The sequence below is a fragment of the Burkholderia sp. 9777_1386 genome, assembly GCF_015712265.1.
Taxonomy (GTDB): Bacteria; Pseudomonadota; Gammaproteobacteria; order Burkholderiales; family Burkholderiaceae; genus Burkholderia; species Burkholderia cenocepacia.
Genome location: NZ_JACCQB010000003.1, coordinates 50,704 through 76,105 on the forward strand (window position 1 = coordinate 50,704; position 25,402 = coordinate 76,105).

19 protein-coding genes and 7 tRNA genes are annotated in these 25,402 nt (G+C 67.4%); 8 read left to right on the forward strand and 18 right to left on the reverse strand.

From position 1 onward, the window contains the following. The first annotated feature begins 108 nt into the window (after positions 1 to 108). Positions 109 to 1,416, forward strand: a complete 1,308-nt coding sequence (aceA, locus tag H0X91_RS03960; protein ID WP_006498666.1) for an isocitrate lyase — start codon at positions 109 to 111, stop codon at positions 1,414 to 1,416. A 211-nt stretch (positions 1,417 to 1,627) separates the two neighbouring features. On the opposite strand, the gene H0X91_RS03965 is transcribed toward aceA, so the two are convergent. Both H0X91_RS03965 and H0X91_RS03970 read right to left on the reverse strand, forming a co-directional pair. Continuing rightward, on the reverse strand, positions 1,628 to 2,062 hold the full coding sequence (locus H0X91_RS03965) for a universal stress protein (RefSeq protein WP_006481942.1): 435 nt from the start codon (positions 2,060 to 2,062) through the stop codon (positions 1,628 to 1,630). A gap of 165 nt (positions 2,063 to 2,227) precedes the next feature. After that, positions 2,228 to 3,133, reverse strand: a complete 906-nt coding sequence (locus tag H0X91_RS03970) for a LysR family transcriptional regulator (protein WP_006481938.1) — start codon at positions 3,131 to 3,133, stop codon at positions 2,228 to 2,230. 154 nt (positions 3,134 to 3,287) lie between these two features. On the opposite strand from H0X91_RS03970, the gene H0X91_RS03975 reads away from it, so the two are divergent. Both H0X91_RS03975 and aceB read left to right on the forward strand, forming a co-directional pair. Then, complete coding sequence (locus H0X91_RS03975; RefSeq protein WP_006498665.1) at positions 3,288 to 4,049, forward strand: haloacid dehalogenase type II; 762 nt, start codon at positions 3,288 to 3,290, stop codon at positions 4,047 to 4,049. 65 nt (positions 4,050 to 4,114) lie between these two features. Continuing rightward, positions 4,115 to 5,707, forward strand: coding sequence for a malate synthase A (gene aceB / locus H0X91_RS03980; RefSeq protein ID WP_006481940.1), 1,593 nt, complete (start codon positions 4,115 to 4,117; stop codon positions 5,705 to 5,707). Positions 5,708 to 5,840: 133 nt separating this feature from the next. Here aceB and H0X91_RS03985 read toward each other — a convergent pair whose 3' ends face one another. Beyond that, positions 5,841 to 6,254 (reverse strand): gamma-glutamylcyclotransferase family protein, encoded by a 414-nt coding sequence (locus tag H0X91_RS03985; protein ID WP_006481949.1) that lies wholly within the window; start codon positions 6,252 to 6,254, stop codon positions 5,841 to 5,843. A 267-nt stretch (positions 6,255 to 6,521) separates the two neighbouring features. On the opposite strand from H0X91_RS03985, the gene H0X91_RS03990 reads away from it, so the two are divergent. After that, the gene (locus tag H0X91_RS03990; RefSeq protein ID WP_006481946.1) at positions 6,522 to 7,406 is read left to right on the forward strand and encodes an AraC family transcriptional regulator; all 885 of its coding nucleotides are present in this window, start codon (positions 6,522 to 6,524) and stop codon (positions 7,404 to 7,406) included. A 25-nt stretch (positions 7,407 to 7,431) separates the two neighbouring features. On the opposite strand, the gene H0X91_RS03995 is transcribed toward H0X91_RS03990, so the two are convergent. The 9 genes from H0X91_RS03995 to gltX all read right to left on the reverse strand — a co-directional run bounded on the left by H0X91_RS03995 (position 7,432) and on the right by gltX (position 10,821). Next, positions 7,432 to 7,896: a GNAT family N-acetyltransferase gene (locus H0X91_RS03995; RefSeq protein WP_006481948.1), complete on the reverse strand. Its 465-nt coding sequence runs from the start codon at positions 7,894 to 7,896 to the stop codon at positions 7,432 to 7,434. A gap of 357 nt (positions 7,897 to 8,253) precedes the next feature. Further along, positions 8,254 to 8,330: transfer RNA gene (locus tag H0X91_RS04000), tRNA-Asp, on the reverse strand. 73 nt (positions 8,331 to 8,403) lie between these two features. Beyond that, positions 8,404 to 8,479 (reverse strand) — tRNA-Glu (locus tag H0X91_RS04005). Between the two features lie 65 nt (positions 8,480 to 8,544). Continuing rightward, positions 8,545 to 8,621 (reverse strand) — tRNA-Asp (locus tag H0X91_RS04010). 79 nt (positions 8,622 to 8,700) lie between these two features. Continuing rightward, positions 8,701 to 8,776: transfer RNA gene (locus H0X91_RS04015), tRNA-Glu, on the reverse strand. Between the two features lie 63 nt (positions 8,777 to 8,839). Then, positions 8,840 to 8,916: transfer RNA gene (locus H0X91_RS04020), tRNA-Asp, on the reverse strand. Positions 8,917 to 8,994: 78 nt separating this feature from the next. Next, a tRNA-Glu gene (locus tag H0X91_RS04025) sits at positions 8,995 to 9,070 on the reverse strand. Between the two features lie 137 nt (positions 9,071 to 9,207). Then, positions 9,208 to 9,283, reverse strand: a tRNA-Ala gene (locus tag H0X91_RS04030). A gap of 128 nt (positions 9,284 to 9,411) precedes the next feature. Next, positions 9,412 to 10,821, reverse strand: a complete 1,410-nt coding sequence (gene gltX / locus H0X91_RS04035; protein ID WP_006481951.1) for a glutamate--tRNA ligase — start codon at positions 10,819 to 10,821, stop codon at positions 9,412 to 9,414. 281 nt (positions 10,822 to 11,102) lie between these two features. Here gltX and H0X91_RS04040 point away from each other — a divergent pair, with 281 nt between their 5' ends. Next, positions 11,103 to 12,020: a patatin-like phospholipase family protein gene (locus tag H0X91_RS04040; RefSeq protein ID WP_062911355.1), complete on the forward strand. Its 918-nt coding sequence runs from the start codon at positions 11,103 to 11,105 to the stop codon at positions 12,018 to 12,020. Positions 12,021 to 12,173: 153 nt separating this feature from the next. On the opposite strand, the gene H0X91_RS04045 is transcribed toward H0X91_RS04040, so the two are convergent. From H0X91_RS04045 to H0X91_RS04070, 6 genes are all read right to left on the reverse strand, one after another. Beyond that, the gene (locus H0X91_RS04045) at positions 12,174 to 12,848 is read right to left on the reverse strand and encodes a C40 family peptidase (RefSeq protein ID WP_196432822.1); all 675 of its coding nucleotides are present in this window, start codon (positions 12,846 to 12,848) and stop codon (positions 12,174 to 12,176) included. A gap of 128 nt (positions 12,849 to 12,976) precedes the next feature. Continuing rightward, complete coding sequence (locus tag H0X91_RS04050; RefSeq protein ID WP_058901583.1) at positions 12,977 to 14,599, reverse strand: ABC transporter ATP-binding protein; 1,623 nt, start codon at positions 14,597 to 14,599, stop codon at positions 12,977 to 12,979. Next, positions 14,596 to 15,693, reverse strand: coding sequence for an ABC transporter permease (locus tag H0X91_RS04055; protein ID WP_006481943.1), 1,098 nt, complete (start codon positions 15,691 to 15,693; stop codon positions 14,596 to 14,598). Before H0X91_RS04055 ends, H0X91_RS04050 begins: the two co-directional genes overlap by 4 nt. Positions 15,694 to 15,741: 48 nt before the next feature. Beyond that, complete coding sequence (locus tag H0X91_RS04060) at positions 15,742 to 16,785, reverse strand: microcin C ABC transporter permease YejB (protein WP_006481944.1); 1,044 nt, start codon at positions 16,783 to 16,785, stop codon at positions 15,742 to 15,744. A 52-nt stretch (positions 16,786 to 16,837) separates the two neighbouring features. Next, positions 16,838 to 18,712 carry an extracellular solute-binding protein gene (locus tag H0X91_RS04065; RefSeq protein ID WP_196432823.1) on the reverse strand — a complete coding sequence of 625 codons (1,875 nt, stop codon included), beginning with the start codon at positions 18,710 to 18,712 and terminating at the stop codon, positions 16,838 to 16,840. 140 nt (positions 18,713 to 18,852) lie between these two features. Further along, positions 18,853 to 19,209 carry a hypothetical protein gene (locus tag H0X91_RS04070; RefSeq protein WP_012328786.1) on the reverse strand — a complete coding sequence of 119 codons (357 nt, stop codon included), beginning with the start codon at positions 19,207 to 19,209 and terminating at the stop codon, positions 18,853 to 18,855. A gap of 294 nt (positions 19,210 to 19,503) precedes the next feature. Between H0X91_RS04070 and H0X91_RS04075 the strand changes: the two genes are divergently transcribed. From H0X91_RS04075 to H0X91_RS04085, 3 genes are read left to right on the forward strand one after another with little or no spacing between them, the layout of a single operon-like run. Next, entirely contained in the window at positions 19,504 to 22,722 is a 3,219-nt protein-coding gene (locus H0X91_RS04075; RefSeq protein WP_196432824.1) for an efflux RND transporter permease subunit, read from the forward strand. After that, positions 22,712 to 23,887: an efflux RND transporter periplasmic adaptor subunit gene (locus tag H0X91_RS04080; protein WP_006498657.1), complete on the forward strand. Its 1,176-nt coding sequence runs from the start codon at positions 22,712 to 22,714 to the stop codon at positions 23,885 to 23,887. Before H0X91_RS04075 ends, H0X91_RS04080 begins: the two co-directional genes overlap by 11 nt. Continuing rightward, positions 23,880 to 25,295, forward strand: coding sequence for an efflux transporter outer membrane subunit (locus H0X91_RS04085; RefSeq protein ID WP_059722808.1), 1,416 nt, complete (start codon positions 23,880 to 23,882; stop codon positions 25,293 to 25,295). The genes H0X91_RS04080 and H0X91_RS04085 overlap by 8 nt, the downstream gene beginning before the upstream one ends. Positions 25,296 to 25,402 lie beyond the last annotated feature (107 nt).

Genomic DNA, 25,402 nt, shown 5'->3' on the forward strand with positions numbered 1-25,402 from the left:
AGACTCTTATACAAGACCTCGCGGAACGGAACGCCTCGCTTCCCTCGCGAACAGCATCACCCCGTCGGATTCGGACCGTCACGCATACCTCGCATCAAGGAGCTCATCATGTCGCGTCAGCAACAGGCACAGGAACTGCAGCAGCAATGGGAAACCGATCCGCGCTGGAAGGGCATCAAGCGCGGCTACTTGGCTGAGGACGTGGTCCGCCTGCGCGGCTCGATCCCGATCGAGCACACGCTGGCCAAGCGCGGCGCGGAAAAACTGTGGAACCTCATCAACAACGAGCCGTTCGTCAACGCACTCGGCGCGCTGACCGGCAACCAGGCGATGCAGCAGGTCAAGGCCGGCCTGAAGGCCATCTACCTGTCCGGCTGGCAAGTCGCCGGCGACGCGAACGTCGCGGGCGAAATGTACCCGGACCAGTCGCTGTACCCGGCGAACTCGGTGCCGCTCGTCGTCAAGCGCATCAACAACACGCTCACGCGCGCCGACCAGATCCAGTGGTCGGAAGGCAAGAATCCGGGCGACGAAGGCTACGTCGATTTCTTCGCGCCGATCGTCGCCGATGCGGAAGCCGGTTTCGGCGGCGTGCTCAACGCGTTCGAACTGATGAAGGCGATGATCGAGGCCGGTGCGTCGGGCGTTCACTTCGAGGACCAGCTCGCGTCGGTGAAGAAGTGCGGCCACATGGGCGGCAAGGTGCTCGTGCCGACGCGCGAAGCCGTCGCGAAGCTGTCGGCCGCGCGTCTCGCGGCTGACGTGATGGGTACGCCGACCGTGCTGGTGGCCCGCACCGACGCGGAAGCCGCCGACCTGATCACATCCGACGTCGACGACAACGACAAGCCGTTCCTGACCGGCGAGCGCACGGTCGAAGGCTTCTTCCGCACGAAGCCGGGCCTCGAACAGGCGATCTCGCGCGGCCTCGCGTACGCACCGTACGCCGACCTGATCTGGTGCGAAACCGGCAAGCCGGATCTCGAGTACGCGAAGAAGTTCGCGGAAGCGATTCACAAGCAGTTCCCGGGCAAGCTGCTGTCGTACAACTGCTCGCCGTCGTTCAACTGGAAGAAGAACCTCGACGACGCGACGATCGCGAAGTTCCAGAAGGAGCTCGGCGCGATGGGCTACAAGTTCCAGTTCATCACGCTGGCCGGCTTCCATGCGCTGAACTACTCGATGTTCAACCTCGCGCACGGCTATGCCCGCACGCAGATGAGCGCATTCGTCGAACTGCAGCAGGCCGAGTTCGCGGCCGCCGACAAGGGCTTCACGGCCGTCAAGCACCAGCGCGAGGTCGGCACGGGCTACTTCGACGCGGTCACGCAGACGGTCGAGCGCGAAGCGTCGACGACCGCGCTGCACGGGTCGACCGAGGACGAACAGTTCTTCGACGGCAAGAAGGTCGCGTAACACGCCCAGGCGTGACGCCGATGCCTGCCGCGTCTCGCGCCGCCGCGGCATCGGCCACCGGAACAACAATCAGGGAGGAGACGGCAGGCGCGCGACACCGATCGCGCGACCGGCCGCGCGGCCTGCGGGCCGCCAGCAACGATGCGCGCCGGCTTCGTCCGGCGCGCCCTTTTTCTACGGTACAGCCCGCCTGGCCACGGCCGGCGCTGCCCTACCGATAGACGATCACCGGAATTTTCGTATGGGTCAGCACGCGCTGCGTCTCGCTGCCGATCAACAGGCTGCCGAGCCCGCGGCGTCCGTGGGACGCCATGAAGATCACGTCGCACCCCCCGCGTTCGGCCGCCTCGATGATGCCGAGATACGGCGACGGGTGCACGCTCGTCCACGTGTCGCACTCGACCCCGGCCGCCTGCGCGGCCGCTTCCACCTCGTCGAGATGCGCACGCGCCTCGCGCTCGCTGCGCGCGCGGAAATCGGCGGGCGGCTCGATGATCACTTCGGAAAACGGCGAGTACGGATATTGCGGCAGGCACGCGTAGGCCGTCACGCGCGCGCTGACCGCACGAGCCAGGTCGATCGCACCGTCGATCGCCTTCTGCGACAGTTCGGAACCGTCGGTTGGAACGAGGATGTGCCGGAACATCGCGCCCTCCTTCGTCAATCGCACGCCGCGCGCCGCGGCTCCAGCCGAGCCCGCCGCGACACGACGCGCATGCCTCTTACGATTGTAGTGTGCGAAATCGCGCCAGCCGCACCGCCAGCGGGTTCGCCCTCATATCGGAAACACGCGGGCGCGCGTCGCCCCCGCCTATTCGCCCCAATAACCGGGCCGCTCGTACGTGTGCTTCAGGTAATCGAGAAACAGGCGCACCCGCAGCGGCAGATGCCGGCGCTGCGGAAACACCGCGTGGATGCCGATCGGCGGCGCGGCGAACGCGTCGAGCACGCTGACGAGCCGCCCGGCCGCGATGTCCTCGCCGACTTCCCACCACGAGCGCCACGCGAGGCCATGGCCTGCGAGGCACCACTCGTGCAGCACCGCGCCGTCCGAGCATTCCATCGTGCCGTTCACGCGGATCGACACGACCTTGTCGTCCTCCTGGAACGCCCAGCCGCGCTGCTGGTTCGCGTTCGCCGCCAGGGCCAGGCAGTTGTGCCGCGCCAGTTCCGCGAGCGTGACCGGCGTGCCGCGCCGCGCGAGATATGCGGGAGACGCGACGCACACGCGGCGATTCTCGCCGAGCTTCAGCGACACCAGCGACGAGTCGGGCAGCTCGCCGAGCCGCACCGCGCAATCGAACCCTTCGTTGACGAGATCGACCATCCGGTCGGACAGGTCGAGCGTGACCGACACGTCCGGGTGCCCGACGCTGAATTCGGGCACGAGCGGTGCGACGTGCCGGCGGCCGAAGCCGGCCGGCGCGGAAATCCGCAGGTGGCCGCTCGCCTTGACGCCGCCGGCGGACACGCTCGCTTCCGCGTTCTGCATGTCGTTGATGATGCGCTGGCAATCCTCGAGGAATGCCGAGCCCTCGAACGTCAGCGTGAGCTTGCGCGTCGTGCGCACCAGCAGCTTGACGCCGAGCCGCTCCTCGAGCGCGTCGAGGCGGCGCCCGATGATCGCCGGCGCGACGCCTTCCGCATGCGCCGCCGCCGACAGGCTGCCTTTCGCCGCGACCGCGGCGAACGTTTCGATCTGTTTGAACCGGTCCATGACTCTCGGCGACGGCATCGCCGCCCTTCAAATAGCGTGAGCCGCTCAAGATTAGGTATATGAAAGTAAAAGATCAAGTGATGATTAGCGTCTTTTTTAGCACCTTCGATCACGAATAGAATCGACCCGACCTCTGAAACTGGAGCGCAAGGCTATGTCGGCCACAACGACACTCTCCTCTCCCGACGCCATTCTCTTCGACGCTTTCGGCACGTTGTTCGACGTGCGTGCCGTGCTGGCCGCGGCAGAGCAGATGTTTCCCGGTCACGGGGAACGGTTGTCGCAGCTGTGGCGACGCAAGCAGATCGAATACTCGCAGTTGCGCACGCTCGCCGATCCGGCCGGCGCCCGCTACCGCCCGTTCCGGGACATCACGCTCGATGCGCTGCGGTTCGCCGCGCGCCGGCTCGGGCTCGCGCTGAACAGCGCGGCCGAGAAGCGCTTGATGGACGAATACGCGTGCCTGTCGACCTATCCCGACACGGTGCCCGCGTTGCGCAAGCTGCGCGCGCTCGAACCGCGCCCGCCGCTCGCGATCCTGTCCAACGGCACCCCGCAGATGCTCGACATCGCGATCAAGAGCGCCGGCATGTCCGGGCTGTTCGATCGCGTGCTGTCGGCCGACACCGTGCGCGCGTACAAGCCGAGCCCGGCCGCCTACGCGCTCGGCACCGCCGCGTTCGGGGCGAACCGGCGCGGCATCGTGTTCGTGTCGTCGAACGCGTGGGACGTCGCTGGCGCCACCTGGTTCGGCTACACGACGTTCTGGCTCAACCGCACGGGCGCGCCCGCCGAGGAACTCGGCGCGCCGCCCGACGGCACGGGCACCGGCATGGCCGACCTGCTCGCCTTCCTCGCCACCCCGGCTCCGTCCGGCAAACCTGCGAACCGCACGCGCCCCGGCCCGGGTGCATGACGCTCGCAGCTGCCGCCTTCCCCCTTCACCGAAACCGCAACTGACCGACCAAGGAGATGAGACTCATGAGCACCCCGATCACGCTGCCGCAAGGCATGACGATCACCGGCGAAATCAAGCCGGGTTACGAAGCCATCCTGACGCCCGACGCGCTGGCACTCGTCGCGGCGCTGCACCGCACGTTCGAGCCGCGCCGCCAGGCGCTGCTGCAGGCGCGCGTCGAGCGGACGAAACGCCTCGACGCAGGCGAGCGCCCCGACTTCCTGGCCGAGACGAAGGCGATTCGCGAAGGCGACTGGAAGGTCGCGCCGCTGCCGGCGGACCTGCAATGCCGCCGGGTCGAGATCACGGGCCCCGTCGAGCGCAAGATGATCATCAACGCGCTGAACTCGGGCGCCGATTCGTACATGACGGACTTCGAGGATTCGAACGCGCCGAGCTGGACGAACCAGATCGACGGCCAGATCAACCTGAAGGACGCGGTCCGCCGCACGATCTCGCTCGAACAGAACGGCAAGTCGTACAAGCTGAACGACAAGGTCGCGACGCTGATCGTGCGTCCGCGCGGCTGGCACCTCGACGAAAAGCACGTGACGGTCGACGGCCAGCGCGTGTCCGGTGGCATCTTCGATTTCGCGCTGTTCCTGTTCCACAACGCGAAGGAACTGCTCGCGCGCGGGTCGGGCCCGTACTTCTACCTGCCGAAGATGGAAAGCCATCTCGAGGCGCGCCTGTGGAACGACATCTTCGTCGCCGCGCAGGAAGCGGTCGGCGTGCCGCGCGGCACGATCCGCGCGACGGTGCTGATCGAGACGATCCTCGCCGCGTTCGAGATGGACGAGATCCTGTACGAACTGCGCGAACACAGCTCGGGCCTGAACGCCGGCCGCTGGGACTACATCTTCTCGGCGATCAAGAAGTTCAAGAACGACCGCGACTTCTGCCTGGCCGACCGCTCGAAGATCACGATGACGGTGCCGTTCATGCGGGCGTACGCGCTGCTGCTGCTGAAGACCTGCCACAAGCGCAACGCGCCGGCGATCGGCGGGATGAGCGCGCTGATCCCGATCAAGAACGATCCGGAAGCGAACGACAAGGCGATGGGCGGCGTGCGCTCGGACAAGCAGCGCGACGCGACCGACGGCTACGACGGCGGCTGGGTCGCGCACCCGGGCCTCGTGCCGATCGCGATGGAAGAGTTCGTCAAGGTGCTCGGCGACAAGCCGAACCAGATCGCGAAGCAGCGCGACGACGTGCAGGTCGAAGGCAAGAACCTGCTCGACTTCCAGCCGGAAGCGCCGATCACCGAAGCCGGCCTGCGCAACAACATCAACGTCGGGATTCACTACCTCGGCGCGTGGCTCGACGGCAACGGCTGCGTGCCGATCCACAACCTGATGGAAGATGCGGCGACGGCCGAGATTTCCCGCTCGCAGGTGTGGCAGTGGATCCGCTCGCCGAAGGGCGTGCTCGACGACGGCCGCAAGGTCACGGCCGAACTCGTGCGCGAATTCGCGAAGATCGAGCTCGACAACGTGAAGCGCGCGGTCGGCGGCAACACGCAGCCGTACGAACGCGCCGCGGCGATCTTCGAGCAGATGTCGACGTCGGAAGGCTTCACCGAATTCCTGACGCTGCCGCTGTACGAGGAAATCTGACGCGCCTGTCCGATGCGCTCGACGGCCGGCCCACGCTGTGCCGCCGCTCGCATGCGGTGACGGCATGAAAAAAGCGCCCCGCGGGGCGCTTTTTTTCTTGTGTGGCGAATTCAACCGCCGCCGGCAGGCGCGCTCAGGCGGCTTCCTGCTCGCGCCGGTGCTGAACCCAGTCGCCCGACGCGATGCGCGGACGCCCGGCTGCCGCATGTGCGGCGACCGGATAATACAGGCAGGCATATTGCCGGCCGCCGAGCTCGACGATCACCTCTTCCGGCTTGAACAGCGAGTCGACGCCCGGATACACGCGCTCGATCTCGTCGAGCACCGGGACGAGCTGCTCGTCGACCTCGTAGACGTCGCCCCACACCAGTGACTTGCCGGCCGGCCCGGCGATCATGCCCGGATACGTGCCGAAATCGTACAGTTCGCCCGGCAGCGCGGCCGCGCCCAGCAGCGTCGGCGCGGCGATGCCGTGGCGGGCGGCCGCATGGCCGATGTCGTTGGCCTGTCCGGCTCTCAAGGTGCCATAGACGAATACGTGGCGCATCGTGGTTCTCCTCTTCGATTCGTGTGTTGCCGTATTTGCGTGCGATCGGCGCGCGATGGGCCCGACATGGCGCACGCATCGATAGACCCCGATACCGGCCCGATGGTTCGAACCGTCGGCGCGCGCCGACGTGGGGAGCCGCCCCGCATGCGCCAAGGCCCACACAAAGTTCATTTGCACCCGGCATGATGGCCCGAAAACCGCCGCATGCGCTTGCGCTGCGCCTTCTAAAATAACGGCATCGCCGCCGCGCCGCCCGAACCGTTCATGAATCCGCCCGCCCCAGCCGACGTATCGAAACCGTACGACGTCATCGACATCCCGCCGGAATTCGCGCCGACCGCCGTCCATCCGATGCGTGTGCGCGCGCGGCAGGTCGATGCCGGCCGCCGCATCCCGCTGCACACGCATGCGTGGGCGCAGCTCGCATACGCGTCGCGCGGCGTGCTGCGCGTCGCGACGACCGGCACGACCTGGATGGTGCCGCCGTCCCGCGCGATCTGGGTGCCGCCGCACGTGACGCACGAGGTCGTGATCGTCGAAGAGGCCTATTTGCGCACGCTGTATATCGACGAGTCGATCGTGCCGGACGGGCTCGATGCATGCCGCGTCGTCGAGGTGACGGGGTTGCTGCGCGAACTGATCGTCGCACTCGACGCACGCGACCTGAGCACCGCGCGCGAGCGCCTGCTGTGCGGGCTCGTGCTCGACGAACTGAGTCATGCCGAGCCGCTGCCGCTCGCGGTGCCGATGCCCGACGAGAAACGGCTGCGCCTGCTGTGCGAATCGGTACTCGCGCATCCCGCGCATGCGGAGTCGCTCGAACACTGGGCGAGCGAGGTCGGCGCGAGCACGCGCACGATATCGCGGCTCTTCAAGCAGGAACTGGGCGTGAGCTTTTCGCAGTGGCGCCAGCAGGCGCTGCTGGCGCGGGCGATTCCGCTGCTGAACCAGGGGCGTCCGCTGTCGCATATCGCGCGCGAGCTCGGCTACCAGAGCCAGAGCGCGTTCTCGGCCATGTTCCGCCGGGCCTTCGGCGAAAGCCCGCGCGCGTTCATGCTGCGCGGCTACGAGCATCGCGGCCCGGAAGGCAGCGTCGCGGATAACGAGACGCCGGACGACGACGACGGCGCGCTCGACACGATGCGCTGAATGCGCGCCGTGGCGTGCCGGATCGTCAGACCGGCCGCACCATATGACGGATCGAGCCGAGCTGCGCGAGCCGCGGCCCGGTGACCTGGTAGCCCATGCGCAGGTACAGACGCGCGGCAGGGTTGTCGACGAATACGCGCAACTGCAGTTCATGCAGACCGCGCGCCCGTGCCCAACGATGCGACATCTCGAGCATGTAGGTGCCGGCGCCCTGGCCGCGATGGCCGGCCGCGATCTGCACGTCGCGGATGTGCAGCGAATCGCCCTCCTCGGTCACGCGCAGCACGCCGATGCGCTCGCCGTCGGCCTCGAGGATGAAGTTCTCGGATTCGCGCCAGCTCGCATAGAACAGGTCGCTGCGCCACACGAGCCCATGGCGCTTGTAGTAGCCGCCCATGTTGCCGTGCGTCAACGCTTCGGCATACGGAAAATCGCCGGGCTCCGCGGGCCGGAGCTGATACAGGAGTCGCAGGTCGGTCGGATCGAGCATCGCGCAGGAGTCAGAAACGCATCCCGCCACGATAGCGCAGTCGCGTGCGGATGCAATCGCGAATTTCTCGTAGGACGCGGTGCGCGATGTAGCACGCGTGGTGAGGGGCGAACGGAAGGCACGACGCACGATGCAAATGAAAAAGCCCGCACGAGGTGGGCTTCTTCATTTTCTGGCGGAGCGGACGAGACTCGCCTACATTCCGCAGGCCGCGGCTGCGCTTGCAAGCGCAGCCCTTCGAGTCCCGCCGGAAGCCGCGCAGGCGGCTTCCTCCGCCCCGCCGTCACACTGCCCGCAAGCGGGCACGACGCACGATGCAAATGAAAAAGCCCGCACGAGGCGGGCTTCTTCATTTTCTGGCGGAGCGGACGGGACTCGAACCCGCGACCCCCGGCGTGACAGGCCGGTATTCTAACCGACTGAACTACCGCTCCAGTCTTGCTGCTTGCCTGGCAGGCGTCGGTTACTTCCTGCCGGCGCGTCGTTTGTTCGAACGACGCCGAAATCTGGCGTCCCCTAGGGGATTCGAACCCCTGTACTCACCGTGAAAGGGTGATGTCCTAGGCCTCTAGACGAAGGGGACAACGTACTGCTTACATCTTTAACGAGAAAGCCCGTTCAAAAACGCTTTTTGAACGGGCTTCGTTCTGGCGGAGCGGACGGGGCTCGAACCCGCGACCCCCGGCGTGACAGGCCGGTATTCTAACCAACTGAACTACCGCTCCAGCTTTCTGCACCACCGCCTGCAGGATCTCGTCACGTTCCTGCACGCGTTGCGACACTTCTACGAAACGCCGCTGAATCTGGCGTCCCCTAGGGGATTCGAACCCCTGTACTCACCGTGAAAGGGTGATGTCCTAGGCCTCTAGACGAAGGGGACAACGTACTGCTTACATCTTTAATACAAAAGCCCGCTCAAAAACGTCTTGAACGGGCTTCGTTCTGGCGGAGCGGACGGGACTCGAACCCGCGACCCCCGGCGTGACAGGCCGGTATTCTAACCGACTGAACTACCGCTCCAGCTTTCTTACCCAACCTGCAGGACGTCGGTTACGTTCCTGCAAGCCTCGCGACACTTCTACGAAACGCCGCTGAATCTGGCGTCCCCTAGGGGATTCGAACCCCTGTACTCACCGTGAAAGGGTGATGTCCTAGGCCTCTAGACGAAGGGGACAAAATCTTTTCAGATTTGTCTGACTTTCGCTATTCACTTCTGGTCAACAGCGAAGGCCGAAATTCTAACTGCTTTGAATCATTTTGTGAAGCATTTATTACTACCGCTGCTTCGCCAATCAATTCGGTTTGTTCTGTTGGTGGAGGTAAGCGGGATCGAACCGCTGACCTCTTGCATGCCATGCAAGCGCTCTCCCAGCTGAGCTATACCCCCTTGCAGAACAGAAATGAGATTATATGGACCGATTTCGAACTTGTAAATACCCTTTTTACGATTCGCACGAAATTTTTTGCGAAGCCGCCGCGCGCGCATGCGCGGACGGCTTCGCGCACGCACGAACGTCAGGCCAGCGCGGCCTCGATGCGCGACACCACGACGTCGCGACCGAACAGCACGAGCACCGCGTCGATCGACGGCGTGTGCGTCGTGCCCGCCACCAGCAGGCGCACCGGCATCGCGAGCTGCGGCATCTTCAGCTTGTGTGCGGCGAGCGTCGCCTTCAACGCCGCGGATACTGCTTCCTTCGTCCAGTCGGCCGCCTTCAGCGCGGCGACGAGATCGGCCAGCGCCGGGCGCACCGCATCGGTCACGTGCTGCGCGAGCGCATCGGCCTCGGGCGCCGGCACGCGGTAGAACATCGTCGCGCCTTCCGCGATCTCCTTGACCGTCGTCGCACGATCCTTCATCAGGCCGACCACCGCGTCGAGCGCGGGGCCCGTCGCGATCGCCGCGTCGTCGATGCCGAGTGCGTCGAGGAACGGCTTCGCGAGTTCGGCAAGGCGCGCGTTGTCGGCTTCCTTGATGTAATGCGCGTTCAGCCAGCTCAGCTTGCTGTGGTCGTACTGCGCGGGCGACTTGCCGAGATGCTCGAGATCGAACCATTCGACGAACTGCTCGCGCGAGAAGATCTCGGCGTCACCGTGCGACCAGCCGAGACGCGCGAGATAGTTGACGACGGCTTCCGGCAGGAAGCCCGCGTCGCGGTACGCCATCACGCTCATCGCGCCATGCCGCTTGCTCATCTTCTCGCCCTGCTCGTTCAGCACGGTCGGCAGGTGCGCATAGACGGGCGGCTCGCCGCCGAGCGCATTCAGGATGTTGATCTGGCGCGGCGTGTTGTTCACGTGGTCGTCGCCACGGATCACGTGCGTGATGCCCATGTCCATGTCGTCCACCACCACGCAGAAGTTGTAGATCGGCGTGCCGTCCGGGCGCGCGATCACGAGGTCGTCGAGTTCCTCGTTCGAGATCTCGACACGCCCCTTCACCGCGTCGTCCCACACGACCGTGCCCGTCAGCGGATTGCGGAAGCGCAGCACCGGCTTCACGCCGGCCGGCGGCTCCGGCAGCACCTTGCCGGGCTCCGGACGCCACGTGCCGTCGTAGCGCGGCTTCAGGCCGGCTTCGCGCTGGCGTTCGCGCAGCGCATCGAGTTCCTCGGCCGACATGTAGCACGGATAGGCGAGCCCCTTCTCGAGCATCTGCGCGAGCACTTCGCGATAGCGATCCATCCGCTGCATCTGGTAGATCGGGCCTTCGTCGAAATCCAGCCCGAGCCATTGCATCCCTTCGAGGATCGCATCGACCGCTTCCTGCGACGAGCGCTCGACGTCGGTATCCTCGATGCGCAGCACGAACGTGCCTTTCATCTTGCGGGCGAACGCCCACGGATAGAGTGCGGAGCGGATGTTGCCGAGGTGGATGAAGCCGGTGGGACTCGGCGCGAAGCGGGTACGGACAGGACGGGTCATAAACGGTAACTCGAACGCCTGGGGCGCATGAATGATTCGACGCGGGACGACGACGGCAGCCCGGACAGCAACGGAGAGCCGGCGGCGCCCGGAACGGGAAAGAAGCCGGAATTATACTCGCGCCGGACATCGCGCCAAGCGCACCGCTTGCTTTATGATGTGCGCGCCGCGGCCGCCAGCCGGCGCGGCGCCGGCCGCACGGAACCTCCTGCGCGGCCGCTCGGAACCTATCGCCGCCGCGGGCCGTGTAACCCGCCGCCAAGCCGCCGGAGAACCATTCGATGTCGTCCCCTCGCCTGTCGCGCCGCCACTTCACGATCGCGTGCGCGTCCGCCAGCCTCGCCGCCTGTACGTCCTTCGGCGACAAGTCCCGCTCCGGCACGGCACTGCCGCAGGAGAAACCCGTCAAGATCGGCATCGCGCTCGGCGGCGGCGCCGCGCGCGGCTTCTCGCACATCGGCGTGCTGAAGGCGCTCGAGGCGCGCGGCATCCCGATCGAGTTCGTCGCCGGGACGAGCGCGGGCTCGGTGGTCGGCGCGCTCTACGCGTCCGGCATGAACGCGCTGCAGATCAACAAGATCGCGCTCGACATGGACCAGGCGTCGATCAGCGACTGGGCGCTGCCGTTTCGCTCGCGCGGCCTGCTGCAAGGCGTCGCGCTGCAGAACTTCCTGAACAAGACGCTCAACAACCGACCGATCGAGAAGATGGCGAAGCCGCTCGGCATCGTCGCGACGGACCTGCAAAGCGGCCAGCCGATCCTGTTCCAGCAGGGCAACACCGGGCTCGCGGTGCGCGCGTCGTGCAGCGTGCCGTCGGTGTTCGAGCCGGTGAAGATCGGCAATCGCGAATATGTGGACGGCGGGTTGGTGAGCCCGGTGCCGGCGTCGTTTGCGCGCAAGATGGGCGCGAGCTTCGTGATCGCGGTCGACATCTCGGCCCGACCGGACGGCGCGGCGACCAACAACCCGATCGAGATGCTGCTGCAGACCTTCACGATCATGGGCCAGACGATCAAGACCTACGAGCTCGACAAGTACGCGGACGTCGTGATTCGCCCGAACCTCGCGGCGATGGGCGGCAGCGACTTCAACCAGCGCAACGCGGCGATCCTCGCGGGCGAGGAAGCGGTCGCGCGCATCATGCCGGAACTGCAGCGCAAGCTCGCGGCGGCGCGCGGCGTGACGGCCGCCGCGTAAGCCACGATGAGCGGGCGGCCGCGGCACACGCCGCGGCCCGGCCGCCGACGGAACGGCTTCGGCTTCGTCGCCAACGCCCGCCCCAAAACAAAAAACCCTGCCACCTTTCGGTGACAGGGTTTTTTATCGTCCGGCCCGACCGACCGGCAAACGTCAGTTGTTGCCGTTCGTCGAATCGTCGCCGATCGTCGCGCGCACGCGCTGACGCAGGTCTTCGGGCTTCATCGGGAATTCCGATTCGATCCGGCGCGCGCCGGTGAAACGCTTTTCCCAGTAGCCGCTGTCGAGATCGTCGACGCGCACCGTGCTGCCCGTCGACGGCGAGTGCACGAACTTGTTGTCGCCGATGTAGATGCCGACGTGCGAGAACGTGCGGCGCATCGTGTTGAAGAACACGAGATCGCCCGGCTTCAGGTTGCTCATGCTCACCTTCTCGCCGACGCGGCTCATTTCTTCCGCGCGACGCGGCAGCGACATGCCGAGCGTGTCCTGGAACACGTAGCGCACGAAGCCGCTGCAGTCGAGGCCCGAATCCGGCGAGTTGCCGCCCCAGCGATACCGCACGCCGATCATGTTCAGCGCGCCGACCACCACGTCGCCGGCCTTGCCCGCCATGCCGGCAAGGAACGACTTCGCGCCGCCGCTCGACGGCGGCGCGTTGGTCTGCTGGAGGGAGGAACCCGACCCGATCTGAGCCGAATTGGTGACATTCTGGTTAAAACTGCTGACTTCGTCGGCGAACGCGCCGGGAGCTGCTGCGAACAGGGCGCCGATGAACAGCCCGGCGATGGTGCGCGCGCATGCCTGGGTCAGGGATCGATGCTGCATTGGTCGATGGAATTTGCTTAAAAATCAGCTGATTGGCGGAAAATTTCGGTCGATACTAGCCAGCGCGTAATCGTTTGTCAAAACAAATTAAAAAATACAATCGAGATGGTCAGACCATTGGACGCCTATCACGCTTTCCAGACCGCTTTCAACAGCTTTTGTGTGTAAGGATGTGACGGTCTGGTGAAGACGTCGGACACCTCCCCCGACTCGACGACCGCGCCGTCCTGCATCACCGCGACGCGGTGCGCCATCGCGCCAATCACCTCCAGGTCGTGACTGATGAACACGTAGCCGAGGTTGTATTTCTGTTGCAAATTCGCGAGCAGCTTCAGCACCTGCTGCTGGATCGACACGTCGAGCGCCGACGTCGGCTCGTCGAGGATCAGGATGCGCGGCTCCAGCACCAGCGCGCGCGCGATCGCGATCCGCTGGCGCTGCCCGCCCGAGAATTCGTGCGGATAACGGTGCAGCACCGTGCGGTCGAGGCCGACTTCGCGCAGCACCGCGAGCGACTTCGCGCGGCGCGCGTCGGGCGTCATGTCCGGGCGATGCAGCTCGAGCCCCTCGCCGACGATCCGCTCGATCGTGTGACGCGGCGAAAGCGAACTGAATGGATCCTGAAAGACCACCTGCATGTTCGAGCGCAGCGCGGTCTGTTCGCGGCCGCGATAGGTCGACAGCGCGCGCCCCTGGAATTCGATCTCGCCGCCGGCCGTCTTCTGCAGCCCGAGCAACGCCATCGCGAGCGTCGACTTTCCCGAGCCCGATTCGCCGACGATGCCGAGCGTTTCGCCCTGCCGCACCGACACCGACACGTCGGCCACGGCCGTCACCGGCACCGTGCCGAACCAGCCGGCGAAGCCCGGCCGCTTGCGCGCGAACTGCACGCTCACGTGGCGCGCGTCGAGCACCACGGGTGCGATCGGCATCACCGGCGTGACCGCGCGTTGCGGCCGGCTGTTCAGTAGCCGCTGCGTATACGGATGCTCGGGCGCCGTGAAGATCCGCTCGACCGGCCCGCTCTCGACGAGCCGGCCGTGCTCCATCACCGCGACCCGCTGCGCGAAGTGCCGCACGAGATTCAGGTCGTGCGTGATCAACAGGATCGCCATCCCGCGCTTTTCCGCCTCCTCCCGCTGCAGCTCCAGCAGCAGGTCGACGATCTGCGCACGGATCGTCACGTCGAGCGCGGTGGTCGGCTCGTCGGCCAGCAGCAGGCGCGGCCGGCACGCGAGCGCCATCGCGATCATCGCGCGCTGTCGCTGGCCGCCCGACAACTGGTGCGGGTAACTGTCGACGCGCTTCTCCGGTTCCGCGATACCGGTGCGCGCGAGCAGCGCGATCGCGCGCTTGCGCGCCTCCACGGCCGAGACGCCGTCGTGCAGCACGATCGTCTCGCCGATCTGCACGCCGATCGTATACAGCGGGTTGAGCGCCGTCATCGGCTCCTGGAAGATCATCGCGATGTCCGAGCCGCGCAGCCCGCGCATCTCGCGCTCGCTCTTGGCGACCAGATCCTGCCCGGCGAAGCGGATCGCGCCGCTCACTTCGGCGTCGCGCAGCAGCCGCAGGATCGACAGCGCGGTCACGCTCTTGCCGGACCCCGACTCGCCGACGAGCGCGACCCGCTCGCCGCGCCCGATCGCGAGCGTCACGTCGTCCACCGCGACCGTGTCGCCGAAGCGTACGTGCAGACGCTCGAGCGACAGCAGCGGCTCGTGCTGCGTCGATACGGTCGATGCGCTCATCGCTGGCCTCCCGCGGCGCGCACCGAGTCGGCGATCCGCGTGTCGAGCGCGTTGCGCAGCGCGTCGCCCATGAAGGTCAGCAGCAGCAGCGTCGCGACCAGCACGCCGAAGGTCGACAGCGAGATCCACCATGCGTCGAGGTTGCCCTTGCCCTGCGCGAGCAGTTCGCCGAGGCTCGGCGTCGGCGGCGGCACGCCGAGCCCGAGGAAATCGAGGCTCGTCAGCGCGAGGATCGACCCGCTCATCCGGAACGGCAGGAACGTGATCACCGGCGTGAGACTGTTCGGCAGGACGTGGCGCCAGATGATCTGCCAGTTCGTCAGCCCCATCGCGCGCGCCGCGCGCACGTAGTCCTGGGTGCGGTTGCGCAGGAATTCCGCGCGTACGTAGTCGGCGAGCCCGATCCAGCCGAACAGCGACAGCAGCACGATCAGCAGCAGGAAGCTCGGCTCGAAGATCGACGCGAAGATGATCAGCAGGTACAGCTCCGGCAGCGAGCTCCAGATCTCGATCAGCCGCTGCCCGACGATGTCGATGCGTCCGCCGAAGAAGCCCTGCACGGCGCCCGCGGCGATCCCGAGCAGCGTGCCGATCACGGTCAGGATCAGCCCGAACTCGACCGACACGCGGAACCCGTACACGAGCCGCGCGAGCAGGTCGCGGCCCTGCGCGTCGGTGCCGAGCCAGTTCTCGCGCGACGGCGGCGCCGGGTTCGGTACGTTCGAGAAGTAGTTCAGCGTGTCGTAGTAATAGCGGTTCGGCGGATAGACGACGAAGTTGCCGGGCGCCTCGAGCCGCTTGCGCACATACGGATCGAGATAGTCGGCCGGCGTCGGGAAATCGCCGCCGAAGGTCGTCTCCGGGTACGCATGGAACATCGGGAAATAGGTCTGGCCGTCGTAGCGCACGACGAGCGGCTTGTCGTTCGACCACAGCGGCGCCGCGAGGCTCGCGGCAAAGGCCACGACGAAGATCACGAAGCTCCAGTAGCCGACGCGCTGCTGCCTGAAGCGCTGCCACACGCGGCGGGCGGGCGACGGCGACACGCGCGCCCGCGCGGCGTCGAGACGGGAAGAGGCGACGGCCCGGTTCATCGCGCTCCTCGCCCGCTGGCGCCGGGCATGCGCATGGCTCGTTTCATGTCAGCGCTCCAGGTTGTCGAATTGAATGCGCGGATCGACCCACACATAGCAGAGATCGGAGATCAGCTTGGTCGCGAGCCCGATCAGCGTGAACAGGTACAGCGTGCCGAGCACGACCGGATAGTCGCGCCGCACGACCGATTCGTACGACAGCAGCCCGAGGCCGTCGAGCGAGAACAGCGTCTCGATCAGCAGGCTGCCGGTGAAGAACGCACCGATGAACGCGGCCGGGAAACCGACGATCAGCGGCAGCATCGCGTTGCGGAACACGTGCTTCCACAGCACGCTGCGCTCGGAGAGCCCCTTCGCGCGCGCGGTCAGCACGTATTGCCGGCGGATCTGGTCGAGGAACGCGTTCTTCGTGAGCATCGTGACGACCGCGAAGCTGCCGACGACCGACGCGGTGATCGGCAGCGCGATGTGCCACAGGTAGTCGAGCACCTTGCCGACGAGCGACAGCTGCGCGAAGTTGTCCGACGTGAGGCCGCGCAGCGGAAAGAGCTGCCAGAACGAGCCGCCGCCGAACAGCACGAGCAGCAACACGCCCAGCACGAAGCCTGGAATCGCATAGCCGACGAGCACGACGAGGCTCGTCGCGACGTCGAACGGCGAACCGTTGCGCACCGCCTTCGCGATGCCGAGCGGCACCGAGATCAGGTACGTGAGGAAGAACGTCCACAGCCCGATGCTGATCGACACGGGCAGCTTCTGCACGACCAGCGACCACACGCTCTGGTGGCGGAAATAGCTGTCGCCGAGATCGAAGCGCGCGAAGCGCTTCAGCATCAGCCAGTAGCGTTCGAGCGGCGGCTTGTCGAAGCCGTACAGCGCCTTCAACTGCGCGAGCTGCTGCGCGTCGACGCCGGTGTGCGCGCGCATCCCGAACGGCGTCGCGCCCTGCTCCGTCGCGCCCTTGCGCAACTCCTGCACGGCCTGCTCGACCGGGCCGCCCGGCACGAACTGGATCACCGCGAACGTGAGCGTCAGCACGCCGACGAGCGTCGGGATCATCAGCAGCAGGCGTTTGAGGATGTAGCTCCACATAGGGCGTCGACTCGTGATCGGGTGGCGGGGTTGAACAGAGGGCCGGCGCGGGTCAGTGATCGGGCTTCGCCCACCAGGTCGACACGACCCAGCCCTCGGCCGAATAGTACAGCGGCAGCGTCTGCGGATAGGCAAGCGTGCGCTTGTACGCGATGCGATGCGTCGTGCTGTACCACTGCGGGACCGCATAGTAGCCATGCATCAGCACGCGGTCGAGCGCGTGCGTCGCGTCGAGCAGTTCCTCGCGCGTCTGCGCGGTGCCGAGCGCATGCAGCAACGCGTCGACGGCCGGCGATTTCAATCCGGTGAAGTTGTCGGAGCCCGGCTCGTCGGCGAACTTGCTCGCGTAACGCGAGTATTGCTCGGCGCCCGGCACCTGCACGCCCGGCAGGCGGATCGTCGTCATGTCGTAGTCGAATGCGTCGAGGCGCTTTTGCAGCAGTGCGTAGTCGGCCGTGCGAAACCGCACGGCGATGCCGAGCTTCGCGAGGTTGCGCTGGTAGGCGGTCACGACGCCTTCCATCGCGCCGCCTGCATCGTCGAGGATCTCGAACGCGAACGGCTCGCCCTTCGCATTGCGCAGCGCGCCGTCGCGATAGGTCCAGCCGGCCTGCGCGAGCAGCGCGCGCGCCTTCAGCAGGTTCGCACGCAGCGAGCCCGGCGGATGGGTGTCCGGCTGCGTGACCATCGGGCCGAACACGGCCGGATCGAGCTGCGCGCGCAGCGGCTCCAGCAGCTTCAGCTCGCCCTCGCCCGGCGTACCGGTCGCCTGCAGGTCGGTGTCGGCGAAGTAACTGTTGAGGCGCGTATACGCGCTGTAGAACAGCTGGCGGTTCAGCCATTCGAAGTCGAACGCGAGGTCGAGCGCCTGGCGCACGCGCACGTCGCGAAACAGCGGCCGGCGCAAGTTCATGAAGAAGCCCTGCATGCCGGCGCCGTTATGTTGGCGGAATTCGCGCTTGACGAGCTCGCCGCTATCGAAACGCTTGCCGACGTCGCGCCGCGTCCAGTTGCGCGCGATGTACTCGACGAGCACGTCGTATTCGCCGGCCTTGAACGCCTCGAGCCGCGCGACGCCGTCGCCGTACAGCTTGTACACGATCCGCTCGAAGTTGTTGGTGCCGACCCGTACCGGCAAGTCGGCGCCCCAGTACGCGGGGTTGCGCCGATAGGTGATCGTGCGGCCGTTGTCGTAACGCTCGATCAGGTACGGGCCGCTGCCGATCGGCTGCTCGAACGCGAGCTGGTCGAACGGGATGCGCGAACCGTCCGCGCGCAATCCCCACTTGCGCGAAAACACCGGCACGCCGCCGGCGATCAGCGGCAACTCGCGATTCGCGCTGCGGAACTCGAAGCGCACGGTCGCCGGATCGACGACCACGACCTTCGCGATCTCCGCGAAATACGCGCCGAACTGCGGCGCGGCCTGCTTGCTCTTCAGCGTGTCGAACGAAAACTTGACGTCGTCGGCCGTGACGCGATCGCCGTTCGAAAAGCGTGCGCGCGGATTCAGGTGGAACGTGACCGAACGGCGGTCGGGCGCGACGGCGATGTCGTCGGCCAGCAGCCCGTACGCGGACGCCGGTTCGTCGGAGCTGCCGGTCGCGAGGCTCTCGAACAGCATGTCGATGCCGGGCGCGGCGTTGCCGCGCATCGTGAACGGATTGAACTTGTCGAACGACGTCAGCCGGTTCGGGTTCGCGAGCACCAGCGTGCCGCCCTTCGGCGCGTCGGGGTTCACATAGTCGAAATGCTTGAAGCCCGGCGGATACTTCGGCTCGCCGTACTGCGCAATGGCGTAGGCCGCGTGCGCGGCCGGCACGGCCAGCGCCGCGTGCAGCGCCAGCACCGCGGCCACGCGGCCGGCGGCCCGCAGCGCGCCGAGGCGGGCGCGCGCGGCGGCGGCCCGGGGCGAACCCTTCGTCATAGAGGCCCTGTCGGTCGAATGAGGGTAGTAACGTGAACGATTCTACCCATTCAATCCGTCGAGCCAAAAGAAAACCGCCACGCGGGCGGTTTCCTCACGAGCGATCGTCGCGCACGCATCACGCACGCGCGACCGGTCGATCAACGCCAGCCGTTGTGGCGGCCGTGATCCCAGTGACCGCGATCGCCGCCCCAGCCGCGGCCATGGCGGCGGTACCACTCGTCGCGGCCCCAGTAGCGGCGGCCGTCCCAGTAGCGGTCGCCGTGCCAGCCGATCACGATCGCCGGCGCCGGCGCGTACACGGGCGCCGGTGCATAGACAGGCGCCGGCTGGTAGACGACCGGCGGAGGCGGCGGCGCATACACGGGCGCGGGCGCGACGTAGACCGGTGCCGGCACGCCGACGTTGATCCCGACATTGACTCCCGCCATTGCTGCGCCCGACACGAGCAAGGCCGTCATACCGGTCAGGAGCGAGGCAACACGCAAAGTCTTCATGGATTCCTCTTCTGGTTGTGTCATGTGTGATTCGACTATAACGGCAAGCACCGTCCCCGCATATTTCAAGTTTGTAAGAACTGATGCGCGGCATCGCAACGGGAAGCCCGCGCTAACGTCTTGTAACAATCGACGTCGATTGCCCGTCCATACCCTTTCCTAAAACATCTTTCATGCTGCGTCGCGCCCGGCGTTAAGCGGCGCGCCGCACACTGCGCGAGCCGAATCGGGCTCCCGCCGCGCTTCGGCACCTCGCTGACAGGCCGGCGCGTCGCGCCGGCGGAGACCTCGCCGATGCTGAAACTCGTCCGACTCGCGCTCGCGCGCCCCTATACGTTCATCGTCCTCGCACTGCTGATCCTGATCGCCGGGCCGCTCGCGGCGCTGCGCACGCCGACCGACATCTTCCCCGACATCCGGATTCCGGTCATCAGCGTCGTCTGGAACTACGCGGGCCTGCAGCCGGCCGACATGTCCGGGCGCATCGTCACCTACTACGAGCGCACGCTCGGCACGACGGTCAACGACGTCGCGCACATCGAGTCGCAGTCGTTCCGCAGCTTCGGGATCGTCAAGATCTTCTTCCAGCCGAGCGTCGACATCCGCACCGCGACCGCGCAGGTCACGTCGATCTCGCAGACCGTGCTCAAACAGATGCCGCCCGGCACCACGCCGCCGCAGATCCTCAACTACAACGCGTCGACCGTGCCCGTGCTGCAGCTCGCGCTCACCAGCGACACGCTGAACGAACAGCAGCTCGGCGACTACGCGACCAACGTGATCCGGCCGCAGTTGCTGTCCGTCGCCGGTGTCGCGATTCCGTCGCCGTACGGCGGCAAGGTGCGCCAGGTGCAGATCGACCTCGATCCGCAGGCGCTGCAGGCCAAGGGACTGTCCGCGCAGGACGTCGCGACCGCGCTCGCGCAGCAGAACCAGATCATCCCGGCCGGCACGCAGAAGATCGGCGGCTTCGAGTACAACATCCGCCTCAACAACAGCCCGTTGACCATCGACCAGCTCAATGCGCTGCCGATCCGCACCGTGAACGGCGCGGTGATCTTCATGCGCGACGTCGCGCACGTGCGCGACGGCTTTCCGCCGCAGGGCAACATCGTGCGCGTCGACGGCCGCCGCGCGGTGCTGATGAGCGTGCTGAAGAGCGGCTCGGCGTCGACGCTCGACATCATCGCGGGCGTCAAGGCGCAGCTGCCGCGCATCGAGGCGACGCTGCCGCCGTCGCTGCGGCTCGTCGTGATGGGCGACCAGTCGGTATTCGTGAAGGGCGCCGTGAGCGGCGTGGCGCGCGAAGGGCTGATCGCCGCCGCGCTCACGTCCGCGATGATCCTGCTGTTCCTCGGCAGCTGGCGCTCGACGCTGATCATCGCCGCGTCCATCCCGCTCGCGGTGCTGGCGGCGATCGCCGCGCTCGCGGCCGCGGGCGAGACGCTCAACGTGATGACGCTCGGCGGGCTCGCGCTCGCGGTCGGCATTCTGGTCGACGATGCGACCGTCACGATCGAGAACGTCAACTGGCATCTCGAACAAGGCAAGGACGTGCGCAGCGCGATCCTCGACGGCGCGTCGCAGATCGTCGCGCCGGCCTTCGTGTCGCTGCTGTGCATCTGCATCGTGTTCGTGCCGATGCTGCTGCTCGACGGCGTCGCCCGCTTCCTGTTCGTGCCGATGGCCGAAGCGGTGATCTTCGCGATGATCGCGTCGTTCGTGCTGTCCCGCACGTTCGTGCCGATGATGGCGCGCTACCTGCTGAAGCCGCATGCCGCGCATCCGGAAGCCGTGCTCGCGCCGCACGGCGCGCCGTTCGCGCCGCCGCGCGCGCGCAATCCGCTGGTGGCGTTCCAGCAAGGGTTCGAGCGCCGCTTCGCGGCGCTGCGCGCGGGCTACCGCGTCGTGCTCGGCCTCGCCCTCGTCCACCGCGCCCGCTTCGTCGCACTGTTCCTCGCCGCGGTGGCGGTGTCGTTCGCGCTGGTGCCGTGGCTCGGCCGCAATTTCTTCCCGTCGGTCGACGCCGGCGAAATCGCGATTCACGTACGCGCGCCGATCGGCACGCGCATCGAGGAAACGGCCGCATTGTTCGATCGCGTCGAGCGCACGGTGCGCGGTGTCGTGCCGCCGCATGCGCTCGCGAGCATCGTCGACAACATGGGCTTGCCGAACAGCGGGATCAACCTCACGTACAGCAACAGCGGCACGATCGGCCCGCAGGACGGCGACATCCTCGTGTCGCTCACCGGCGACCACGCGCCGACGGCACGCTACGTGAAGCAGTTGCGCACCGTATTGCCGCGCGCGTTTCCGGGCGTGACGTTTTCGTTCCTGCCCGCCGACATCGTGAGCCAGATTCTCAATTTCGGCGCGCCCACGCCGATCGACGTGCAGGTGACGGGCCCCGACCGCGCGGCCAACCGCGCGTATGCGACCGAGCTGTTGAGGCGCATCCGCACGGTGCCCGGCGTCGCCGACCCGCGCGTGCAGCAGGCGTCGACCTATCCGCAATTCACGGTGTCGGTCGATCGGGCCCGCGCCGCGCAGCTCGGCGTCACCGAGCAGGACGTCACCAATGCGGTGGTCGCGAGCCTGTCCGGCACGAGCCAGGTGTCGCCGACCTACTGGCTCGATCCACACAACGGCGTGTCCTATCCGATCGTCGCGCAGACCCCGCAGTACCGGATGACGTCACTGTCGGACCTGCGCGCGCTGCCCGTCACCGGCCGCGCGGGCGCGCCGCAACTGCTCGGCGGCCTTGCGACGATCGTGCGCGGACAGACCGATGCGGTCGTGTCGCACTACGACATCGCGCCGCTGTACGACATCTTCGCGACGACGCAGGACCGCGATCTCGGCGCGGTCAGCGCCGACATCGAACGCGTGCTGCACGCGAGCGCGGCGGACCTGCCGAAAGGCTCGCGCGTGACGATGCGCGGCCAGGTGCAGACGATGAACAGCGCGTTCGGCGGCCTGCTTGCCGGCCTGGCCGGCGCGGTACTGCTGATCTACCTGTTGATCGTCGTGAACTTCCATTCGTGGCGCGACGCGTTCGTGATCGTGAGCGGGCTGCCCGCCGCGCTCGCCGGCATCGTCTGGATGCTGTTCGTCACGCGCACGCCGCTGTCGGTGCCGGCGTTGACGGGCGCGATCCTGTGCATGGGCGTCGCGACCGCGAACAGCATCCTCGTCGTCACCTTCGCGCGCGAACGGCTCGCGCATACCGCCGATGCGGCCGTCGCCGCGCTCGAGGCCGGCTTCACGCGCTTTCGGCCCGTGATGATGACGGCGCTCGCGATGATCATCGGCATGGCGCCGATGGCCCTCGGTCTCGGCGACGGCGGCGAACAGAACGCGCCGCTCGGCCGGGCGGTCATCGGCGGCCTGCTGTGCGCGACCGCCGCGACGCTGGTGTTCGTGCCCGTCGTGTTCAGCCTCGTTCACCGGCGCGATCGCGCGCCGCGCTCCGAATCCCTTTCCGTCACTCCGGGAGAACAGCATGTCCACTGAATTCGAAGTCCGTCCCCCCGGCACGCCGCGTTACCTGAAACCACTCGCGATCGCGGGCGCCGTGGTCGCACTCGTCGCCGCGGCCGCCGGTGTGTTTGCCCGCCAGCACGATGCGCACGCGGTCGCCGCGTGGACCGTGCAACAGGCGGTCCCGACCGTCGCGACGGTCGCGCCGCAGCCGGCCGCGGCCGACGCGCTCGTGCTGCCGGGCCGCCTCGACGCGTATGTCGACGCGCCGATCTATGCACGCGTGCCGGGCTACCTGCATGCATGGTACGCGGACATCGGCGCGCACGTGAAGGCCGGTCAGTTGCTGGCGTCGATCGACACGCCCGATCTCGACCAGCAGTTGCAGCAGGCGCGAGCCGACCTGCAGAGCGCGAACGCGAACGAGCGGCTCGCGGCCGTCACGGCCGCCCGCTGGGCCGAGATGCTCGCACAGGATTCCGTGTCGCAGCAGGAAGCCGACGAGAAACGCAGCGACCTCGACGCGAAGCGCGCGGCCGTCGCGGCGAGCACCGCCAACCTGCGGCGGCTCGAAGCACTCGAATCGTTCAAGCGGCTCACCGCGCCGTTCGACGGCGTCGTGACCGCCCGCAAGACCGATGTCGGCGCGCTGATCGACGCGGGCAGCGGCAACGGCGCCGAACTCTTCACCGTATCGGACGCGCGGCGTCTGCGCCTGTACATCCACGTGCCGCAAGACGACGCGGCCGCGATCCGCGCGGGCATGCATGTCGCGCTGACCGTGCCCGAGCGCCCCGGCATGACGTTCGACGCCGTGCTCGCGGATTCCGCGCAGTCGATCGATCCCGCTTCCGGCACGCTGCTCGCGCAGTTTTCGATCGCCAATCCGGCCGGCACACTGTTTCCCGGCGAATACGCGCAGGTGCGGATCGCGATGCCCGGCGCCGCGCATGGGCTGACGATTCCGGCCAGCACGCTGATCTTTCGTCACGACGGGTTGCAGGTCGCCGTGCTCGATGCACACGGGCACGCGCGGCTGCGCAACGTGTCGATCGGGACCGACCTCGGCACGCGCGTCGAGATTGCGTCGGGGCTCGCGGCGGGCGATCGCGTGATCGACAATCCGCCCGATTCGCTCGCGGACGGCGACCCCGTGCGCGTCGCCGGCGCGGCCACGACGGAGCACGCGCATGGCTGACCGTCTTCTCGCCGCGTTGCTGGGCAGCGCCGCACTGCTGGCCGGCTGTTCGCTGGCGCCGACGTATCGCGCGCCCGACGTTCCGGTGCCGGCCGCGTTTCGTGAAACGGGCCCGTGGATCGACGCCGCGCCGGCCGACCGCCTGCCGCGCGACGGTTGGTGGCGCGTGTACGGCGACGCGACGCTCGACCGGCTCGAACCGCTCGTCGCGCGCGCGAATCCCGATCTCACCGCCGCCGTCGCGCGGCACGACGAAGCCGCCGCGCTGTTCGACGAGGCCCATGCGGCGCTGCTGCCGACCGTGGGCATCGGGGCCGAGACCGACCGCGACCGGCAGTCGGCGCGCCGGCCGTTGCGCGGCAGCGGTCAGCCTGACGTCTACGAATCGAACACGCTCGCGGCCGGCACCGGCTACGACGTCGATCTGTGGGGCAAGGTCCGCAATACGGTCGCGGCCGGCCGCGACGACGCGCAGGCGGCCGCCGACGATCTCGCGTCGGTCCAGCTGAGCCTGCAGGCCGGCGTCGCGAGTACCTACTTCGATCTCGCGGGTCTCGACCGCGAAGCCGACACGCTCACGCAAACCATCGACACGTACCGCCGCGCGTGGCAACTGACCGTCAGCCGCCATCGCGGCGGCCTCGCTTCGGGGCTCGACGTGGCGCGTGCGCAGACGCAACTCGCGCTCGCCCAGGCCCGCGCGTCCGACATCGCCGCCCGCCGCGCGCTCGACGAGCACGCGATCGCGGCGCTCGTCGGCGCGTCGGCATCGACGTTCACGCTGCCGTCCGCCGCGGCACTGCCCGGCGTGCCACCGATCCCGACGGGACTTGCCTCGACGCTGCTCGAACGCCGGCCGGACGTCGCCGCCGCCGAGCGCCGCGTCGCGGCCGCGAACGCGCGAATCGGCGTCGCGCGCGCGGCTTTTTTCCCGGACCTGTCGCTCGGCCTCGACGCGGGCTTCCAGAGCGATACGTTCTCGCCGTGGCTCGCCGCGCCGAACGAGATCTGGTCGATCGGGCCGCGTCTCGCGATGACGCTGTTCGACGGCGGCCTGCGCGCGGCCGGCGTGCGCCACGCCCGTGCGCAGTTCGCCGAACAGGGGGCGCGCTACCGGTCCGTCGTGCTGCAGGCGTTCCGCGAAGTCGAGGACGATCTCGCGCTGCTGCACCGCCTCGGCGACGAAGCGGACCAGGACGACGCGGCGCTCGTCGCGGCGCGGCAGTCGCTGGCGCTCGCGATGTCGCGCTATCGCGACGGCGCGGTCAGCTATCTCGACGTGGTCACCGCGCAGACGACCGAACTCGATACGCAGATCGCGGCGCTCGATGTCGACGCGCGGCGCCTGCAAGCGTCCGTCGGGCTCGTACGCGCACTCGGCGGCGGCTGGCGCGGCGCGCGTTCATGAACGTTTCTTCATCGGCACGCCCGGCGTCCGTCGGGGTGTGCCCGATAACGTGTGTCATGCCGGCATCGCCATCGCGGCGACGGCCCCTGCCACCTGAAAAGGATCAC

Coding starts and splice junctions, on each gene's coding strand:
- aceA (WP_006498666.1), top strand. CDS start 109: ATGTCGCGTCAGCAACAGGCACAGGAACTGCAGCAGCAATGGGAAACC.
- H0X91_RS03965 (WP_006481942.1), bottom strand. CDS start 2,062: ATGTTCCGGCACATCCTCGTTCCAACCGACGGTTCCGAACTGTCGCAG.
- H0X91_RS03970 (WP_006481938.1), bottom strand. CDS start 3,133: ATGGACCGGTTCAAACAGATCGAAACGTTCGCCGCGGTCGCGGCGAAA.
- H0X91_RS03975 (WP_006498665.1), top strand. CDS start 3,288: ATGTCGGCCACAACGACACTCTCCTCTCCCGACGCCATTCTCTTCGAC.
- aceB (WP_006481940.1), top strand. CDS start 4,115: ATGAGCACCCCGATCACGCTGCCGCAAGGCATGACGATCACCGGCGAA.
- H0X91_RS03985 (WP_006481949.1), bottom strand. CDS start 6,254: ATGCGCCACGTATTCGTCTATGGCACCTTGAGAGCCGGACAGGCCAAC.
- H0X91_RS03990 (WP_006481946.1), top strand. CDS start 6,522: ATGAATCCGCCCGCCCCAGCCGACGTATCGAAACCGTACGACGTCATC.
- H0X91_RS03995 (WP_006481948.1), bottom strand. CDS start 7,896: ATGCTCGATCCGACCGACCTGCGACTCCTGTATCAGCTCCGGCCCGCG.
- gltX (WP_006481951.1), bottom strand. CDS start 10,821: ATGACCCGTCCTGTCCGTACCCGCTTCGCGCCGAGTCCCACCGGCTTC.
- H0X91_RS04040 (WP_062911355.1), top strand. CDS start 11,103: ATGTCGTCCCCTCGCCTGTCGCGCCGCCACTTCACGATCGCGTGCGCG.
- H0X91_RS04045 (WP_196432822.1), bottom strand. CDS start 12,848: ATGCAGCATCGATCCCTGACCCAGGCATGCGCGCGCACCATCGCCGGG.
- H0X91_RS04050 (WP_058901583.1), bottom strand. CDS start 14,599: ATGAGCGCATCGACCGTATCGACGCAGCACGAGCCGCTGCTGTCGCTC.
- H0X91_RS04055 (WP_006481943.1), bottom strand. CDS start 15,693: ATGAACCGGGCCGTCGCCTCTTCCCGTCTCGACGCCGCGCGGGCGCGC.
- H0X91_RS04060 (WP_006481944.1), bottom strand. CDS start 16,785: ATGTGGAGCTACATCCTCAAACGCCTGCTGCTGATGATCCCGACGCTC.
- H0X91_RS04065 (WP_196432823.1), bottom strand. CDS start 18,712: ATGACGAAGGGTTCGCCCCGGGCCGCCGCCGCGCGCGCCCGCCTCGGC.
- H0X91_RS04070 (WP_012328786.1), bottom strand. CDS start 19,209: ATGAAGACTTTGCGTGTTGCCTCGCTCCTGACCGGTATGACGGCCTTG.
- H0X91_RS04075 (WP_196432824.1), top strand. CDS start 19,504: ATGCTGAAACTCGTCCGACTCGCGCTCGCGCGCCCCTATACGTTCATC.
- H0X91_RS04080 (WP_006498657.1), top strand. CDS start 22,712: ATGTCCACTGAATTCGAAGTCCGTCCCCCCGGCACGCCGCGTTACCTG.
- H0X91_RS04085 (WP_059722808.1), top strand. CDS start 23,880: ATGGCTGACCGTCTTCTCGCCGCGTTGCTGGGCAGCGCCGCACTGCTG.